This is a genomic window from Candidatus Accumulibacter phosphatis (assembly GCF_000024165.1).
GTDB classification, from domain to species: Bacteria; Pseudomonadota; Gammaproteobacteria; order Burkholderiales; family Rhodocyclaceae; genus Accumulibacter; species Accumulibacter phosphatis.
Map to the genome: position 1 here is coordinate 56,281 of NC_013193.1, position 17,631 is coordinate 73,911.

Sequence of the window (17,631 nt, forward strand, 5' to 3'; positions counted from 1 at the left end):
CATCATGGACGACCCGAGTCAAGTCATTCAATGCAGCAACCCGGACTGCAAGATCGCCGAAACGGGCAAGTGCGTTGAGGGTCTTGATCCCTCGGCATGCGGCAACTATGGCAAGCCGTTGCGGGTCCTGGATATTGCACCGGAGGCGGAAGAGGGTGCAGGTCCACAGATGGTCTCGTTGCCGCACGCGGATCGCCTCGCGCCCGGTGAAGCACGCGACCTACTTCCGGAAGCCCGTGCGCGCGTCATTGCGATTGTGGGGCCGCATGACTCAGGCAAGACAAGCCTGATAGCCAGCCTGTACGATCAATTGCAGGAGGGGCCAATCGTGCCGTTCGCATTTCGTGGTTCGCAAACCCTGCATGCCTTTGAGCAAGCTTGTCATGATGCGCGAGCGGCATCCCAGCGTGGGACTCCGCACAGCGAGCGCACCAGGCGAGGCGAGGTGCGCTTCTTCCATCTTGGATTGCTGCATCAAGAGTCGGGCGAGGCACTGAATCTGCTGCTCGGCGATCGGGCAGGAGAGGAGTATCGCGAGGCCGGCGATGACATGACATTGGCCGCGGAGTTCATCGAAGTCGAGCGGTCGGATGTTCTGACGCTCTTGGTTGACGGCAAGCGCTTGGCTCAAGACGGCCACCGGCATAACGCGCGTGAGGAACTGCTGCTGATTGTGCAAGCGCTCAAGGATGCGGAGATCCTCCCTAATGGTGCACGCCTAGCCATTGTGCTGACCAAGTTTGATGCGGTGATGGCTTCACCGAATGCGAAGCGTGTGGGGGCTGATCTTGCGACAGCAGTTGCCCGCCTTAACGCGTATTTCGCTGATTGCTTTGCGAAGATTGAGGTCTTTCGAGTTGCCGCATCACCAACTGAACACGGGGTGGCGCGAGGTACCGGGGTCGCTGAATTGCTGTGCTTTTGGCTTGCGGACGTGTCGCCGACATCTCTGCCGCATACATTGCAAGTATTGCCGGAGCGAGTCATTGCGCGTCTTGCGGAGGTTGGAGTCTAGCCATGATGCAGCAATCCGTTGTGGTCCTCGGCCTTCCTGGGAGTGGCAAGACCACCTTCTTAGCGGCGTTGTGGCACCTCGTATTCAGTCGTGAAACCGAGACCAAACTGCGCTTTGGCAGCCTGAAGAGCGGCAACGTCAAGCATTTGAACGCCATAGCAGCGCGGTGGCGGAGTGCACAGATGCAAGAGCGAACGCTGCTCGCGGGCAATCAGTTCGTCAGCATCAACTTGGTGACGGATGACAGCCAAGCGGTCACCATCACGTTCCCGGACATCGCAGGGGAGTCATATCGGCAGATGTGGGAAGAGCGCGAGTGCGAGAAAGTGGTTGCCGAGACGCTGACGCAAGGCAGCGTGTTGCTCTTCGTTCACGCAGACGACATCAAGCGTCCGCTGTGGATCATGGATGTTGCCGCCATGGCGCTCGCGCTGGACTTGCCGCCGGACGAAGTTGCACAGCCCGTGCCATGGCAACCTCGTCTGGCGCCCACACAAGTGCAGTTGGTGGGACTGCTGAGCCTCCTCGGCGCAGCACCGCTGGACATTGGGCCACGGCGCCTTGTTGTGATGCTTTCCGCTTGGGATAAAGCGAAGGGCGAACGTCTTGCGCCACGTGAGTTTCTTCGCGCAAAGCTGCCCTTGCTCTCGCAGTACCTAGATACGAATCCGAAGCTTTGGCAGTGGACGGTGTCAATGGCGGTCAAGAAGCGCCGATAACTGGCTGCGAGCGGTGGAGGATGTGACCGGGGAGGGACGGTCCGTGGTCGAGACGGATGGGGGTTTTGGGGCGTCTGGGCGACCGATGGTGCGGCAGGAGGGCGCGTCGGAAGGAGCCCGAAGGGCGACTGGAGACGCGCCCTCCTGCCGCGCGGTGGCCATCGGGGAAACCTGCCGCGGATGCGGCCAAGGGGGCCAGGCGGGGATGACAAGCCCGTTCGCGATGCGGTAAAAAGGACCCGCCGAGGAGAACGGGCACGACACCGGCCAAACCCGCAAAGTCCACACCGATGTCGTGCCCCACACCGTGCTGGGCACGGGTGCAGGGAGAGTATTTCACGAGCGGCCTCTTCCTGTCGATAGCTCGTTGGCGTAAGCGGAACCGCCAATGGAAGCCACCGGCCGATTCTTCCTGTGCCATCGCTGTCGAACCCAGGTCGTCGTCTGCAGCCGCTGCGACCGGGGCCAGATCTATTGCGCCGCTGGCTGCGCGCAGGCGGCACGCCGCGCTTGCGTCCAGGAAGCCGGCCGCCGCTACCAGAAGAGCCGAAGAGGCCGCCTCAAGCATGCCGAAAGAAACCGCCGTTACCGGCTGCGTCAGCAGAATGTGACGCATCAGGGTTCTATGCCGCCGGCACAAGATGATCTACTGCTGGCGAACTCGGCAGTGGGCCGGGAACCGGCGGCAGTCGGTTCGAGCGCCCATTCCCGGACGGCGCGCTGCCATTTCTGCGGGATGCGCTGTTCGGGTTTGCTCAGGCAGGGCTTCCTGGGTAGCTGCCGGGTTCCATCCGCCATCTCACCTGATCGAAGAGGAACCCGATTTGAGCATTTCCCCTGAAACGGAAGCGCAGATTCTGCGCTACTACCATGCCGAGCGCTGGCGCATCGGCACCATCGCCACCCAACTGGGCGTCCATCATGGCACCGTCCGGCGTGTCCTGACGCAGGCGGGTCTGCCACGTACGGGTATTTCGCCGCGCCCTTCCCGCATCGACCCCTATCTGACCTTCATCCGCGCGACCCTGGCGCAGTTTCCGACGCTGACGGCCAGCCGGCTGTACGTCATGGTCAAGGAACGCGGCTATCCCGGCCGTCCCGATCACTTTCGTCATCTGGTCGCCTTGCATCGTCCGCGACCGAAGGCGGAAGCCTACCTGCGGCTCTCGACGCTGCCCGGCGAACAGGCACAGGTCGATTGGGGGCACTTCGGCCACCTGGAAATCGGCCGCGCCCGCCGGGCACTGATGGCCTTCGTGATGGTGCTGGCGTGGTCGCGCATGATTTACCTGCGCTTCTTTCTCGATGCGCGCATGGAGAACTTCCTGCGCGGCCATGTCGGGGCGTTTGGCGCTTGGGGGGGGCTGGCGAGAGTGCTGCTGTACGACAACCTGAAGAGCGCCGTCCTCGAGCGACAAGGGCAGGCGATCCGCTTCAATCCCACCTTGCTGCAGTTCGCCGGTCATTATCGCTACGAGCCTCGCCCGGTGGCGATCGCGCGGGGGAATGAGAAGGAGTGTGCTGCATATTGCACCTCATGCGGTATGTGCGGGGAAACTTCCCTCGCGGGTGGTTGATTTGCCTGTGGTTTTGCCTTGATGTTGATGCTTGACCGGCGTGTCAGGACCAGGCGGTTCGAAGAGGTAGCCGCCCCTGTCGTCATACTTGTGGGCCTTGAGCAGGCCGGCGCGCCGCCAACGCTTGAGGCTGTCCGGACAGATGTTGAGACGCTGTGCCATTTCATGCAGGGTCAGCAAGCCACGCGCGCGCAGCCGATCGTGGCGACTGGGCAGCGCATAGTCGATCCGGATACGACGAACCATCGGGCGGTGGAAGGGCTTGCCGTCGCCGGAGATCAAGCCTTGGTCGTTGAGCCAGTCCGCGATTTCACTATCGGTGTGATCTTCGAGGAGTCGGTCAATCTCGGCGACCACGGTGCCTGGCGTCTGGCGCAGCATCCAGGCTGGCTTGGGCAGCGGGAGGTGCAGCGTGTGCGTCGCACCACCGCTGAAGCGTACTTGCGCCCTGATGTCGGCCTCTTTGAGCAAGGTGACATCCGCGATCAGCAACCGGGCCATCCGCTTGCGCTCCCGGTCAGCCGTATGGGGATCGTTCCACAGGCGTGGGAAGTCTTTCGCCAGCGCAAGGATGGCGGCGCGCTGCTGGTCATCGAGCCCGGTCTCGCTCTCGCGCTGTTTGTCGTAGTGCTCCTGGGCCGCCGTCTGGTTGCGCAGCGCCTGGTTCCATTCCACTTCCAGCGAATCGGCGACCAGACGGTTGTCGGGATCACAACGCATATAACGGCGGCGTGCCAGATCGGACTCGTAGCGCGCCCGCTCGACGGCTTGACGGCGCAAGCGGTCACTGTCTTCGCTTCGGCTCTCCAGTTCTTTCTGCACCGCCAGCGCCACCCCCAGGGTGATCGGAGTCACGACCTCCACCAGCAAGCGGCCAATGGCCGCGTCGAGTTCGCCACCGACAATCTGCTGGCAGATCGGCTGCGCATGCTCGACCCCCTCGCGCTGACAAACATAATCCGGCACGCGCCGTGTGCCGTTCACATGATAGCGAACGGTCATGCGATCACCACATTTGGCGCAGAGGGCCAATCCTTGCAGCAACGCCGGGCCTTCACGCGGCGTGCCCCGATCACGCCCGGTGGCAGGTGCCTGCGCATTGTCGCGCAGGATCCGGAGGTTCTCTTCGTACTCGTCCCAAGTAATGTATCCAGCATGGGCATCACGAATCAGCGCGATCCATTCCTCGGATGGCAGCCGTTGATGGCGATGAGAACCATCGGGCTGCTTGCGCACGCGCGTCCGCCCAAAGCAAAAGGCACCGGTATAGCGCGGATGATGCAGGAGCCAGAGCGCGCGCGAGTGTTCGAGATCAGTCCACAACAGCTCGCCAGTCTGCGGTCCGCGGTAAATCCGGTGCGGGAAGCTCAGCCCTTCGGCACGAAAGGCCTTGACCGTCGCCGTTGCCGAACCCGTACGCCGGAAGGTGCGGAAGAACTGCCGCAGGCTTTCCTGAACGCGGACATCGGGATCCAGCCGCACGCGCCCGGCCGGATCGTAATCAAATCCGATCGGCAGCCGAATCTCGAGTTCGCCGCGGCGAGCCTTGTTGAGGATGCCACCGCGCAGCCGGGCCTGCAAAACGTGCAGTTCGGCCTCGCTCATCGTACCCTTCAGGCCGAGCAGCAAGCGATCATTGAAGTGCGCCGGGTCGTACACACCGTCTTCGTCGAGGATCAGCGTGTCCGCCAAAGCGCAGATCTCCAGCAGGCGGTGCCAGTCCGTCGAGTTGCGCGCCAGACGCGACACTTCCAGGCCCATGACGATCCCCGCCCGCCCCAGACCGACCTCGCTGACCAGTCGCTGGAAGCCTTCGCGATCCACCGCACTCGCCCCGGACTGGCCGAGATCGGAGTCAATGACGACGACTTGATCGAGACGCCAGCCCAGTGCCAGGGCCCGCTCGCGCAAATCGTACTGGCGCTTGGTACTCTCGCTGTTCTCGAGCACCTGGCGCAACGTCGACTGCCGCACGTAGAGATAGGCATTTCTCTTCAGGTGTCGCGCCTGTATTTTTGCGTGCTGCTCACCCATCATGGCCTACTCTCCCGTGCCGTCGCCAGCGCCATGCTGGCGACCAGATTGATCAGGTGCTGTTCCATCCCCGCCGGTAACCTCGACTCATTGCGCAGAGCGGCGGCGGCCGGACTCGGGGCCGTTTCGCTGACGCCACGCATCCAGGCCGCCATCCCTTTGAACAGGAAGAGTGCACGCCCGGGCGAGCGGTGACGGCCGCCGGGCCTCTCGGCGGTCTCTTGCCGCAAGGACTCGTAACCCTCGGCCAAGGTCTGGCCATCGGTCATCAGCGTCGGCTTCATCGGCGTTTTTTTTTGCTCCGTGCCAGCGCGCGGTCGACCGTGCGCCGATGGACGGCCAGTCCGAAGTGCTCTGCGATCCGCTCCACCAACTCCTGTGCGTCCAGTCCTTCTTCCTGGGCACGTGCCGCCTCGATGAAGGCCATGACCTCGTCGGTGATCTTGTGCGGTCCGTGCGGCCCTCGCTTGACCGGCAACAGTCCGGCGAGACCCGCGCGTTCGAAATCTGCCTGGGCCTTGTAGAAGGTCGGCCGGGAGACGCCGAAGCTGCTGGCGGCATCGACAACGGTCTGACCTTCGGTGCGTACACGACGCAGCATCTCGTAACGCACCTGTACCAAGTCCCGCGGATCGAAGAACTCGCTGTCGAGAAAGGCGGCATCCTGAACGTCCTGCGCGTGCGGATTCACGGTTCCGCTCTCGGCGAGAGCGAGGAGTTTGGGGTCGGGCTTCGAGGGCGGGATCATTGTAAGCATAATTCTGCCACACAAAGGCCGATGCAAAGACCCATTTTTGAGTTGGAGCCGTAACGCACTGATTGGTAATGGTCTTGCCATATCGGAAACGGAGTCATGGCATCGAGTCCTCCGTCAGTTCTCCCAGCAGGGCAGAATTCACTTAACACTGCCGGCATTATTCTCTTGACACTTTGCGCTGCCGGGAGCTTGCCCCGGCCGACCCCTGTGCTGCGCTTTGGCGGACAATCAGCGCCACCAGGTGCAAGAGGTCGTCGACCCGGAAGTGCGAGCGGCCGGCCGACACGCTGGCGAACGGATCCGGCGCCACTGCACTGGTCCAGGCGGCTGTCAGGCGCCTCACCCGGCCGCTGTCATCGTGAAAGTAGACGCGCTCCTCGCCCCAGGCATTGCGCCGTTCGATCAGAACGAACTCGCGCCCAAAGAGGGGATGAAACGGGTGGGTGACCCGAAAAACTTGTTGCTGATCGACTGCATCATCTGCAGTTGGCTGCTCATGTGAAGGGGCGCGTGGAAAGGGCCATTCGCTATGCTCGCGAAGCCTTCTTCGCCGGTCGCACCTTCCTCGATCTGGCGGACCTCAATGCGCAGGCCGAGGCCTGGTGTTCGGGAGAGGCGGCTGACCGGCGTTGCCCCGAGGACCCTTCGCTGAGCGTGCGCGAAGCCTTCGCCCTGGAAGCGGCACATCTTCTGGCGTTACCGGAGCATCCGTATCCGACCGATGAACAGGTGGCGGTGAAGGTCGGCAAGACGCCCTATGTGCGCTTCGACCTGAATGACTATTCGGTGCCTCCGGAGCAGGTGCAGCAGACGCTGACGGTGGTCGCCGACCCGCTGCGAGTGCGCATCGTCGATGGGCAGACGGTACTGGCGACGCACCGGCGCAGTTATGACCGGGGGCAGTGCATCGAGGAACCGGCGCATCTCGCGACCCTGGTCGAACAGAAGCACCAGGCCAGTCTGCACCGGGGAACCGACCGGCTGACGCGGGCGGTGCCGGAAAGCCGGGAGTTGCTCGTCCAGGCGGCCGGCCGGGGGGCGAATCTGGGGACGATCACGGCGGCGCTGTTGCGTTTGCTCGATCGCTATGGGGCGAGCGAGTTGCGGGCGGGCATCGAGGAGGCTCTGGCCCGTCAGGTGCCGCACCCGAATGCGGTGCGCCTGGCGCTGGAGCGCCGGCGCGAAGCGACCGACCGGCCGCCACCGGTCGAGATCCCCTTGCCCGAGCACCTGCAGCGCCGCGATACGCCGGTCCGGCCGCACCGGCTGGAACCCTACGACCGGCTGACGGGGGGGACCGATGATCCCGAGTGAGGCCTTGCGCAAACGGGCGGAAGCCCTGCATCTGCACGGCTTGCTGGCGCATTGGTCGGAGCTGGCCGAGTGCGTTTGGGTCGAGCCCTTGCTGACCTGGGAGGAGACCGAACGGGCCAGGCGCAGTCTGGAGCGCCGTCTCGCCGAGGCGCACATCGGTCGCTTCAAGCCGCTCGCGGATTTCGATTGGGACTGGCCGGAGCAGTGCGATCGGACAGCGATCAGCGAGTTGATGAGCCTGGAGTTCCTGAAGAGCGCGAGCAATGCCATCCTGGTCGGGGCGAGTGGGCTGGGCAAGTCGACGATCGCCCGCAACATTGCGCACCGAGCGGTCCTGTCCGGGCATACGGTGCTGTTCACCACCGCCGGTCAGCTCCTCGGCGACCTGGCAGCGATCGACAGCGATTCGGTTCTGCGCCGGCGATTGCGTCACTATGCGGCGCCGGCGCTGCTGGTGATCGACGAGGTCGGCTATCTGTCGTATTCGAACCGCCACGCCGACCTGCTCTTCGAGCTGATCAACCGGCGCCACGAGTGCCGCAGCACGCTGATTACAACCAACCGTTCGTTCTCCGAGTGGTCGGAGGTCTTCCCCAATGCGGCCTGTACCGTCGCCCTGATCGATCGTCTCGTTCATCACGCCGAGATCATCGCCATCAAGGGGGAATCCTATCGTCGCAAGGAGGCTCAGGAGCGGGCGGAGCAGCGGGCCCGCAAACGTCGATCCACCGTCGGAGCTGCCGCATGAAGCCTTATCACCTGCCTTCCGGGCTGGGCGGTGGCCTCGATTTCCTGATCTGTGCCGACTGGACGCCGGATCAGGCGCTGGCCGTCGTCGAACTGCTCGAAGATCTGCGTGACCGCATCTGGGCCCACTACGAGTTGGCGCTCTTCGACTTGCTGCGCGAGGAACGCGGCGGTCCGGGCGAGCCACTTCCTGGCGACCACAGCACAGCCGAAGACTGGCCTGACGAACCGCCGTTCTAAACATCGCCGATCGCTCAGACTTCAAGGGGCCTCAGTCGGCCCCTTTCTATGTCAACTCCAACAGTCAACCATTCTCCGCCATCTTTGCGCGCCAGATATCCGCGGTTCTTCGCAGCCACTAACAGACGGTCTACGGCGTTAGCGCGCAGGGCGGCGAATACGATGACACGCAGCCCGGAGCGCAAGCGAAGCAAGAAGCGCAGGACCTCCGCGCGGCTGACGAACCTTCGAGGCGCATCCAACTGACGGATGGCGTTAGCACGTCCCACGACCTCACCGTCCCTCTTGAGTGGTTGATGCAGTGATGGCGCAGCAGCAGATCGTCATACGACAGGCTGTTCACGGCTATGTCGAAGGACACCGGGAATTGTGGAGCTCTGCTCAGCTGAAGCAGCGGGACAGCAAGACCGTTCTGATTTACAGCGACACTTCAAGCTCGGGACTGCCGATAGGCGAAGGCGGCTATCTGACTGGCTACCCACTACCGGAGTCTGGCTACTACGCGTTCGCCCGCACTTGGCCGGCGCCCGAAATGCAGCGTCCCGGCGCGGTATGGACTCATACGCTATTCATTGAGTTCGCTGACGTTGCTAGGCTACGGGATGCGACAGCCTTGTTGAGGCTATTCCGGCGCCCTGAGGGCATGCAGGGCTCGAAGAGTGAATCGACTAGAGAAGAGGCACTTGAACTCTCCGTCACTGAATCAGAGCCACTCGACTTCGCCACCGAAAGCGACGAAATCTGGTATCGGCAGCTGCTCGTTGCACTCTATGGGTCACCGGATGCGAAGGTCGTCGCTGTCTGCGGTAGTGACGACGCAGCGCGCATTGAACGGAACGTGTTGACGCTCTGGTCACAGCAATGGCCGCGTCTACGCCGTGCGATGCGATTCTGCACACTGACAACTGCCGATCGCTCGGCCCCAAAGAGCGCGTTTGATCTACAAGTAGTCCCGGACTCCGAGCGCGGAATGCGCAGCAAATTTCCCTCCACGACGTTTGCCCAAGACACAGCAGTAGTCGCGGCCGATTGGCTCGACCATCTTGTTCTTGACTCGAAGAGTCCAGGGGTGACGGGACTGCGCGACTTTCTGCAGCAAGCCGGAGCTGACCTAACAACAGGGCGGCGTGCCTTCGTTCCGCTAACGCGCTTGCACATGGCGCTAACCAATCGCACCTCTGGTCGCGACAGGTGGAATGATGCTCTTAGCTTGGTTAGCGAGGTATCGAGTGGCGAGCCGTCAACTGCCGCCCAGCTGGTACTTACAGCGGCTATTAGCAGTGCCTCAGATCTCGATGCTCCTAGCCTGGACTTCGTGCTGAACAATCTCGCGCTTGTTGACCAGCAGCAGCTGGTCGCGAACGCGCGCGCGCTTGGTGTCGCCGTATGGCGCTTGTCGCCCCTTCGTCTGGCGCAGCTCTGGGAATCCGGTGGGCCGGGTCGTGATGTAGCGAGTTCCGGACTGAATGCGATTGATCTGGACTTGTTGCTTGAAGGCCTGCCGCTCACAGGAGAGTTTGCCGATACTGCATTCAAACTGCGTCCTGATCTGCTCACGAGCGCTGCGATTTGGCGTGCCGATCCAGTGCTCGCAACGCGAGCCATCCGCGCAGCGGCGAGCAACGTCGAGATTGCGCCGCGCTCGCTCGATCAGTTGATCGCCTCACAGTCATCTGCGTTGATACCGACCGCATTTGAGGCATTTGGGAATGAGAATGTTTGGCGGCATCTCGCTACGGCTTTGACTTCTCGAGAGCAACATGCGCCTGCATTGCCTGATTGGCTACAGTCGGGTATGAAGTATCCGGAGACGGTTGCGCAAGTATTGGCATCTACGCACGGTCTGGATCGCTCGGCACTGGCGGCTATCGCTCGCGCGAGTCATCCCGATCTCGTGCCAAACGATTTCGGCGATGACCCCTGGGTGATTGCAGTCCAACCGACCGATGCAGACGCGATTCCAGACGATGACGTATACCTTTGCAGCTACTTGCTGGCTCGCGCTTTCGGACCGCGATCGCGGAGGATTGCTGAGCTGGTAGAACTTGCCCTCAATACTGTCAGTTCGGCAGCGGCGTCGAATGTTCTTACCCAAAGCGCATGGCAATTACTTGCGCCTCGTTTTCCGGAATCGCATGACTGGCAGTCTTGGGATCGCTACCAGCGTTTGCTTGCCGGAGTCGGTCAGCTATATGTTCGGAAAAACCTTGCAGTCGATTCGTTCGGGCGCCTTGGACGCGACACTTCCGATTTCAACTGCATTGTGTCGGCTGCTGCCAAGGAATGGGACGGACGTGGGTATCTGCGGGGTGTGAGGCGGGAGTTCAAGAACTCCCACGACTTTTCTAGTCAAAGGCGTCGCATCATCGAAGACGCGATTGGCTCGTGGTTCTAGGGTCCAAGGAAAATAGCTGTTGCGATAACCACAAACTGCGGCAATCACAGGCGCCATTCTTCAGCGCAAGAGTACTTGCGTAGACGCAACCCCGACAGGATCCGGTTGGCAAAAGGTCGTCAAATGACTGCTTCCAGGAGAGTACACTGGGCTCGCGGCCGGCCCCCTTGGGTCGGGTGCCGACAGCAAACCACGAAAACTCAGCGGCCGCTTGTGGTCCTGGAGCGGCCAGCTCGATGGGAAACCTCCGAGGCCGAGAATCAACGGCCGGATCAGACTGGAAGTAGTCGTTCAAATGTTTCAGCCCACTAGCAGCCACCGACCCAAAGCGGAAGTAGCCCGATCTGAAAAGCTGCCGCTCAACGTTTGAGGTAAGGTGCGCGGAGCCGGCTTGCCGGCGGAGTGTCCCTCTTGACCGATAGGTTACCAACACCGTAGGGCACGCTTAGCTCATAGTTGTGGGGTTTGCTGGCAAGGCTGTACCATACGCCTTGACGTATCCATCTCAACCATCCCGGTAAGATGACACGGAAGTGGGACGACTCGTTGTTCCAACGATGTGTCAGTACGGAAATCCGAGGTGGATACGTCACTTGTCCCTCTTGCACCACCAAGCCGCCAATGTCGCTACCTGCTGAACTTCCGTGTCGCTAAGCGGTCGTTTAGCCCATTCTGTTGGGTAAGTGATCTCCTCGCGGATTCTGACCAAGAGCGAGTGACTCTCTCCGTCAACCGTGAGTGCTTGGCGGTACCAACACATCAGGTATCGGGTTTCGGTTGTTATCGAGCCATTCGCCTTTAGCCCTACGAAGTTGCTGGTGTAGCGGTCAGGTGGGCTAGCAAGAAATGCTTTCAGGTAGGGAAGAATTCTCAATGACATTGTGCGTCTCGCTACCGACTTTGACCGTCTTGTAATGTGGCGCCAAGCAAATCGGGTGATTTGAAGAGGCCCAACAAGTGGGTTGTGCCACTGCTGTGCCTTTAGTGCCTTGTAGGCTTCCTTTGCTCTTGGCATTACCTGTGCGCTAGACAACGCTGCGACGGTTTGTTTTGTATAGCGACGTGACCATGAGGCGTAGTCGTACAGCCGGGAAAGGTCGTAGCGAAGCGATGGACGTAGGTATTGCGTTCTTCGAACTTTTGCAGGCGTCCTGAGTGGTCTTCGAGGGTCGGTTGCATACCAGTAGAGCCGGTCCATGGGAGGCGGCGGAACCCAAATAACCAGACCGGGCATGCCAGTCCCTGAAAGGGCTTGAAGTGTTGCCTTGTCAATTCGAAGTGTTAAAAACTGCGTATTCGATGAGTCTCGGCGATACGACGGCCCAGCCTTTACTTGAGCATGGGCGGTGATTAGCTTTCCCGTCGCCACTATGTGACGAAACGAGAACTTCACGTCGACCTTGCCGGCATCCTCGGCCATCGTGGTGGCCGTAGTCTCGGCACAGGTGGCAACCCCGAGAAGGCCTGCTGCGTAACGGGCAGCGGCGGCGCCGTCTGTAGTCTTGTGAGCTGGAAGGGTCATCTTGGGATGGCTAACTTTGTTATCGGGAGACAGTCTCGCGCCACAACTCCGCCGCCTGCTCCCTAACTCGGCGTCGCTCAGAACGGTGGAAGCCTTACATTAGAAGGCTTCGCGCCGTATCCATGGGAATTCTGTACTGTATAAAGGAATCGTGAAAAGCAGCGTTTCCCAGGCTAGGTGGATAGCATATACCCAGACCGCTTCAAAATGGCTGCCTTGATTGGACTGCTTCACCATCTCTTCCTGGCCGGTTGCCGACGGACGCCATCCTGCAGCCAGTGACTGGTGCCGCTTCGTAGCTGTCGGTTAGCTTGTGTCAAATCGCGGCCTAATGCGGCCACCGAATCGCGGCGTAATGCGGCCAGTAGAAGTGGTCGTTTTACGGTTTCGGACGGGTGAGTTTTTACGCCGTTTTTTGGTTTTTAGCAAACCGTAGACTGGCGTCCGGAAGGATGTCCAGGGGACCGTGGAATAAATGCGTGCTTCTCGCGTTTATGCCGCGAAAGCCCCTTGACAGCCTGGAGGGCGGTGACACTGGAGGCAGTTGTCGGGGAGGAGTTTTTTCATCCCCGGCGGCTGCCTCACGGCGAGTGCGGGGTCTGGGGCAGCGCCCCAGGGTGTGATGGGCGAGAGGGTGCTAGCGGGCAGCCTGGAGGGTTGCAGGCGGGATGCGTGCGGCCGAGGTCGATTCCGGCATCGGCCGTGGCTTGCGCCGCGTCTCCCCGTCGAGGACGATGCGATAGGCCCCGTCGCGCAAGCGATCAAGCGTTGCTGCCCCCATCAACTTGTTGGGAAATGCCGCACCCCACTCGTCGAAGTGAAGATTGCTAGTGAGCAAGCTGGTGGTCCGCTCGTAGCGTGCGTCGATGAGATCGTGGAAATCCTCATCCTGCGGTGAGCGCATGGGACGCAAACCGAAGTCATCGATGGCGAGGACATCGATGCGCGCCAGTTGCCGTAGCTTGCGCTCAAACGTGTCGGTGGCTCGGGCAGCCTGGAGCTGCGCCAGCAGTTTGGTGTGCGAAATGAACAACACCTCATGGCCGGCGCGCAGCGCACAATGACAGAGCGACTGAACGAGATGTGACTTGCCGGTCCCGGTGGGGCCGGCGATCAGAACGGATGAATGTTCGGTGACGAATCGGCAGGTCGCCAGTTCGGCGATCAGGGCATGATTGACCGACGGACTGTGGGTGTAATCAAAACGTTCCAGGGTCTTGTCACCGATCACCTGCGCCTTGCGCAGGCGCTGGGCGAACTGGCGCTGATCGCGACGGGCGATTTCGTCTTGCACCAGGAGCGCGAGGAAATCGGTGTAAGCCAGTTTGGCCTCGATGGCCTGGCGATTTCTGGCGTCGAGTGAATCGAGGATGCCGGACAGGCGCAGTTGCTTGAGGAGAGGTTCGAGTTGAGGCACGGGATTCATGAGGGAACTCCGTCAGGGAATGAAGGTGCGAGGATTGAGGTGCCGCGTGTCGGCTCAATGGAGAGAGTCGTTGGGACTACGGCTGAAACGGCCCCCGTCCAGATAAGGCGCGTCCAGCGCGGGTGACTCGATCAGCTCGGGTTGCTGATCGAGCCCGGTATTGAGGATCTGCTTGATCGTGCGATAGCTTGGCGTGCCAAAGTTCAGCGCACGGCTACAGGCCGCGTCCAGCCGGCCGCGTCCGAACTGGTCGCCGAGTCGAAGGAGCCCCTGAGCGGCGCGCAGGTGGTCGAGCACGCGGTTGGCGAACAGGCTCTCGACCACCGCCAGACAGGCCGGCCCGATGGTCATGGCCTGCGCCAGGCACCACTGCGGATCGCGCATGAAGTAGGCCTGGGCATGGGGCGGCAGGTGATCCTGTACGGTGGAATGGTCCCCGCGCTTGAACAGGCGCGGATGGATCGCGACCAGCTCATGCTCCTGATAGATGCGCAGTGCATCCGGCGTGATCTCCAGCCAGAGCGTCTGGTGGATCAGGCGAAACGGCGCGGAATACTGGCAGTACTCGTGCTGGACATGACAGTTGCCATGCAGTTTCGCCTTGGCCCAGGTCGGGCATGCCGGGGCGATGGCCGGCAGCGGCTGCAAGAGGGCCTGCTCGGTTTCATTGAACCGCTTGAGTGGCCGCTCGCGCGTGCTACCGTGTATCCGGTTTCCCGCCTCGTCCCGGACCCAGGTCTGCAACTGCTCATTGGCGTGCGCCAGGCTATGGAACTCGCGTAGCGGCATGAAGTTGCGCTTGACATATTTGACGCCCGCCTCGACGCGGCCCTTCTTGGCGGGGTCCGCGACCGGACAGGGGTCGATCACGAAGGTGTAGCCAAGAGCGAGTTCCCCGTAGGCCCGCTGCACGGTCGGCTCGTAGTAGCAGGCGCGCGTGATGGCGCATTTCGGGTTATCGATGCGAACCTTGCGCGGCACCCCGTTGAACCACTCGAAGGCGTGACGGTGACAGGCCAGCCAGGTTTCGACGCTCTGATTCCGAACGAGCTCGGCGTACTGGTGTCGGCTCCAGGCCAGGGTCATGACGAAGAACCAGGTCTTGAAGACTTCGTCGGAGTGCCGGTCGGTGATCAGCGGCCCTGAGCCAAAGTCCACTTGGGCCTGTTCGCCGACGGCAAAGTCGAGCATCACCGTCGCCACGGGAGCGTCGGGCGCTTCCCGCCGAATGAACCGGTAGAGGGCGTGAACGCTCCCGTCGTAGCCATGCTGGCGAGCCAACGCCTGGCGGATGCTACTGACCTGGATGCCCTGTCTGTGCCACGCCAGAACGTCCTCGCGAAAGGGCTCCACCGTCGACACATGGCTCGGATTCTTGATCGGACCCTCGGTTGCCCCTTTGCCAGTGCTCCGGTAATGCAGGGCAATGGTGGCATCGTCAGGCATCGGGCCCGTCGCGTCTAGCCAGTTCTGGCTGGCTGCGAGGTTTCGTAGCTGCGCGACCGTGTCGCGCCCGACCCCTTGCGATCGGGCGACCGCGCGATTGCTCTCGCCCAGTCTCAAGCGCTGGATGATTTGTCGTATCTCGTACATTTCGAACTTCCTGTTAGCCATTGCGCCTGCCCCCGGCAAAATTGCCAGAGGTTACGCAATTGGAAGTCCGAAACCGGCTTTACTTACCTTCTACCTGGCCTCATTACGCCGCGATTGCACTGGCCTCATTGTGCCGCGATTCCAGTGGCCTCATTGTGCCGCCACTCGAATGGCCTTATTGAGGCGCGAATTAACAGCTTGAGAATCCGGATGGCACTTCTGGGTCGAAAGCGCCCCCTCTTGCATGCATTGCAGACGCGGTTTTGCACTACTGCTGCGAAGGCCGTCACGCACCTAGCGCGTCCGACTGATGAGGCATCGATCAGCGAATTCCATCAGGGGCAGAGGCATCGCCTCGCTCAAAGTCCGAATGTATGGCTGCAATCTTTACCCTGCGAACCGTCCCAATTGAATGCTTGGCAAAAACCCAGGGGCGCCCATGTAAGGCTGCTAGACGGTTTGCTGCGGGCCGAGCTCTCTTCAGTGCACCGCCGCCCACAGCGCAACCGCTGCCGCCAGGCACGTGATGCACGACGCCACCACATTCAAAGCAGCAACCCGTCGAGCATCACGCATCGCGCCGCGGACCCGCCCCAGCGCCGCGTCGACTTCCCCACGCACCACCCCCGCCGCTTCCCTCGCACCCTCCTGCATGACCATCACCATCGCCCCCTTGCTCGCCGTCAGCGACGCATTCAGAATCCTCTCCGCCTTGTCCCTGGCATCATTACCCCAGCGCAGCGCCAGGGCTTCCAGTTCTTCCTTGTACTGATCCAGCATCACCTGCTGGGCCTTGGCGCTGTCCTGTAGCAAGCGGGTGTTGATCGTTTGCAGGATCAGGATCGGGTCGTCGCGGCTGACGGCTATGCCGTGCTTGGCGGCGATTTCCTTGATCAGTTCTTCGACCGGGTCGGCCATCACAACACCGCCGCGCTGTCCAGTTGGCTGAACAGCTGCCCTTTGACGATCTTGAGGCGCTGCCGCGTCATGATCGTCAGGGAGTCCATCGCCAGGGCTTCGTCGAAGGTCAGACGTTCCAGCAGCATGTCGCTCAGATCGCGGCCGTAGGTGTCTTCCTTGAGAGCCGGGATCGTCACGATCGCCGACACCCGCGCCTTGTTGGCCGTGTAGGCTTTCATCTGCTCAAAGCCCTTGCCCTCGTGCTCGATCGATCCCCAGAACGGATTGAGCCAGACCACGAAGAGCGCTTCGGCCGGGAACTGGCTGGCGAGCTGGGCGAAGCCGCTGACCGTGTCGAGGAGGGCCTGGCTGCCCGTGATCACGGTGTGCACCACCATCTCGTGCCCCATCTCCTGCAGCAGCGCCGGCACCTGGTTGCTGATCAGGTAGTGCGTCAGCGGTACGAAGGAACTGGCGCCGTTGTCGATTATCACGTCGTCTTTCGACGGGGCAATCAGTTCGACCAGGGTGTCGAAGTTGCGGGTCTGGATCTCGTCGCCCTGCATGATTTCCAGGAGCCGGACGTTGAGCGCCTTGAAGCCGTGGAAGGTGGCGTTCACCGGGTCAGTGTCGATGCACAGGGGCTGTTGCCCCTTGCTGATCTTGTACTGCGCAATCACCGTCGCGATGAACGACTTGCCGACGCCGCCCTTGCCTTGCAGAACCATGTGAATCTTGGCCATCAGAGTAAATCCTCCTTCTTCGGTGTTCGGTTGAATGTGAAGCCGGTCGCGGTTGGCTTCTCTGCTTTCCTTTCGGCCGGGTTTGTGGCTGACTGCGGGGCCAACCTCGAGGCCACCTGCCTGGGCTGATCGGCCACCACCGGCACCGGCGCAGCTTGTCCGTCTGCCGGCGGCGACAGAATCAAGCGATTCACGTAGCCGCGAAACGCCTGGTAGCTGAAGGCGACCTTCTCTTCGTCGTGCAGCGTTTCCCAGATCGTCTTGACCGGCCAGCCATCGTCGATGGCCTGCTTCACCTCGCCACGCAGAGCCAGGAACGCCGCCCGGTTGCGCACATTGCCGGCCGGCTTCTTGCGCGCGATCCGTTCAGCGATGCGCGCCGACAAGCTCTTGGCCATCGATCCCCCGGCGTTGCTGTTGCCGTTGTTCCGTCATTGTTTCGTCCTCGTTGCAGCAGGCTTACCTGTTCTCCACCGTTGTTTGATCGTTGTCAGCCCGTTTCTGTCTTCACACAACAAAGGATATAACGAATAAAAAGCTACAAGCAAGGGCAGAGACATGCTACCCTTGGCGTATGAAAGGCATATATCGGGGCAGGATAGGTGAAGTAGGCCCACCCGCAAGCGGCTTGTCCTTCTTCACTGCGCCT

Annotated in this window: 15 protein-coding genes and 2 pseudogenes; 8 read left to right on the forward strand and 9 right to left on the reverse strand. The window is 61.6% G+C overall.

Annotated elements, in window-relative coordinates:
- The first annotated feature begins 4 nt into the window (after nt 1–4).
- The 3 genes and pseudogenes from CAP2UW1_RS22440 to istA (CAP2UW1_RS22450) all read left to right on the forward strand — a co-directional run.
- Entirely contained in the window at nt 5–1,015 is a 1,011-nt protein-coding gene (locus tag CAP2UW1_RS22440; protein WP_012806735.1) for a TRAFAC clade GTPase domain-containing protein, read from the forward strand.
- 2 nt (nt 1,016–1,017) lie between these two features.
- A complete protein-coding gene (locus tag CAP2UW1_RS22445; RefSeq protein WP_012806736.1) occupies nt 1,018–1,734 on the forward strand; it encodes a TRAFAC clade GTPase domain-containing protein in 717 nt (238 codons plus the stop codon).
- A gap of 824 nt (nt 1,735–2,558) precedes the next feature.
- Nucleotides 2,559–3,248 (forward strand): annotated as a pseudogene (gene istA / locus CAP2UW1_RS22450) (IS21 family transposase); the annotation flags it as partial.
- 21 nt (nt 3,249–3,269) lie between these two features.
- Here the strand turns inward: istA (CAP2UW1_RS22450) and CAP2UW1_RS22455 are convergent.
- From CAP2UW1_RS22455 to CAP2UW1_RS24925, 4 genes are all read right to left on the reverse strand, one after another.
- A complete protein-coding gene (locus tag CAP2UW1_RS22455) occupies nt 3,270–5,348 on the reverse strand; it encodes a recombinase family protein (protein WP_012806738.1) in 2,079 nt (692 codons plus the stop codon).
- The gene (locus CAP2UW1_RS22460; RefSeq protein ID WP_012806739.1) at nt 5,345–5,629 is read right to left on the reverse strand and encodes a hypothetical protein; all 285 of its coding nucleotides are present in this window, start codon (nt 5,627–5,629) and stop codon (nt 5,345–5,347) included. Before CAP2UW1_RS22460 ends, CAP2UW1_RS22455 begins: the two co-directional genes overlap by 4 nt.
- Nucleotides 5,626–6,093 (reverse strand): helix-turn-helix domain-containing protein, encoded by a 468-nt coding sequence (locus tag CAP2UW1_RS22465; RefSeq protein ID WP_012806740.1) that lies wholly within the window; start codon nt 6,091–6,093, stop codon nt 5,626–5,628. Before CAP2UW1_RS22465 ends, CAP2UW1_RS22460 begins: the two co-directional genes overlap by 4 nt.
- 166 nt (nt 6,094–6,259) lie before the next feature.
- The gene (locus tag CAP2UW1_RS24925) at nt 6,260–6,508 is read right to left on the reverse strand and encodes a DUF5372 family protein (RefSeq protein ID WP_412566887.1); all 249 of its coding nucleotides are present in this window, start codon (nt 6,506–6,508) and stop codon (nt 6,260–6,262) included.
- Between the two features lie 104 nt (nt 6,509–6,612).
- Here CAP2UW1_RS24925 and CAP2UW1_RS22475 point away from each other — a divergent pair, with 104 nt between their 5' ends.
- From CAP2UW1_RS22475 to CAP2UW1_RS22490, 5 genes and pseudogenes are all read left to right on the forward strand, one after another.
- Nucleotides 6,613–7,416: a Mu transposase domain-containing protein gene (locus CAP2UW1_RS22475; protein WP_049778702.1), complete on the forward strand. Its 804-nt coding sequence runs from the start codon at nt 6,613–6,615 to the stop codon at nt 7,414–7,416.
- On the forward strand, nt 7,403–8,164 hold the full coding sequence (istB, locus tag CAP2UW1_RS22480) for an IS21-like element helper ATPase IstB (RefSeq protein WP_012806741.1): 762 nt from the start codon (nt 7,403–7,405) through the stop codon (nt 8,162–8,164). Before CAP2UW1_RS22475 ends, istB (CAP2UW1_RS22480) begins: the two co-directional genes overlap by 14 nt.
- Complete coding sequence (locus CAP2UW1_RS22485; RefSeq protein ID WP_012806742.1) at nt 8,161–8,403, forward strand: hypothetical protein; 243 nt, start codon at nt 8,161–8,163, stop codon at nt 8,401–8,403. Before istB (CAP2UW1_RS22480) ends, CAP2UW1_RS22485 begins: the two co-directional genes overlap by 4 nt.
- A gap of 137 nt (nt 8,404–8,540) precedes the next feature.
- Nucleotides 8,541–8,708 (forward strand): annotated as a pseudogene (locus CAP2UW1_RS26305) (hypothetical protein); the annotation flags it as partial.
- On the forward strand, nt 8,708–10,798 hold the full coding sequence (locus CAP2UW1_RS22490) for a GAP1-N1 domain-containing protein (RefSeq protein ID WP_012806743.1): 2,091 nt from the start codon (nt 8,708–8,710) through the stop codon (nt 10,796–10,798). The pseudogene CAP2UW1_RS26305 and the gene CAP2UW1_RS22490, both read left to right, overlap by 1 nt.
- A gap of 2,159 nt (nt 10,799–12,957) precedes the next feature.
- Here CAP2UW1_RS22490 and istB (CAP2UW1_RS22495) read toward each other — a convergent pair.
- The 5 genes from istB (CAP2UW1_RS22495) to CAP2UW1_RS22515 form a co-directional block, all read right to left on the reverse strand.
- On the reverse strand, nt 12,958–13,746 hold the full coding sequence (istB, locus tag CAP2UW1_RS22495; RefSeq protein ID WP_012806746.1) for an IS21-like element helper ATPase IstB: 789 nt from the start codon (nt 13,744–13,746) through the stop codon (nt 12,958–12,960).
- Nucleotides 13,747–13,800: 54 nt separating this feature from the next.
- A complete protein-coding gene (gene istA / locus CAP2UW1_RS22500) occupies nt 13,801–15,339 on the reverse strand; it encodes an IS21 family transposase (RefSeq protein WP_012806747.1) in 1,539 nt (512 codons plus the stop codon).
- 480 nt (nt 15,340–15,819) lie between these two features.
- Nucleotides 15,820–16,257: a conjugal transfer protein TraM gene (locus tag CAP2UW1_RS22505; RefSeq protein WP_012806748.1), complete on the reverse strand. Its 438-nt coding sequence runs from the start codon at nt 16,255–16,257 to the stop codon at nt 15,820–15,822.
- Complete coding sequence (locus CAP2UW1_RS22510) at nt 16,257–16,982, reverse strand: nucleotide-binding protein (protein WP_012806749.1); 726 nt, start codon at nt 16,980–16,982, stop codon at nt 16,257–16,259. Before CAP2UW1_RS22510 ends, CAP2UW1_RS22505 begins: the two co-directional genes overlap by 1 nt.
- Complete coding sequence (locus CAP2UW1_RS22515) at nt 16,982–17,380, reverse strand: TraK family protein (RefSeq protein ID WP_012806750.1); 399 nt, start codon at nt 17,378–17,380, stop codon at nt 16,982–16,984. The genes CAP2UW1_RS22510 and CAP2UW1_RS22515 overlap by 1 nt, the downstream gene beginning before the upstream one ends.
- Nucleotides 17,381–17,631 lie beyond the last annotated feature (251 nt).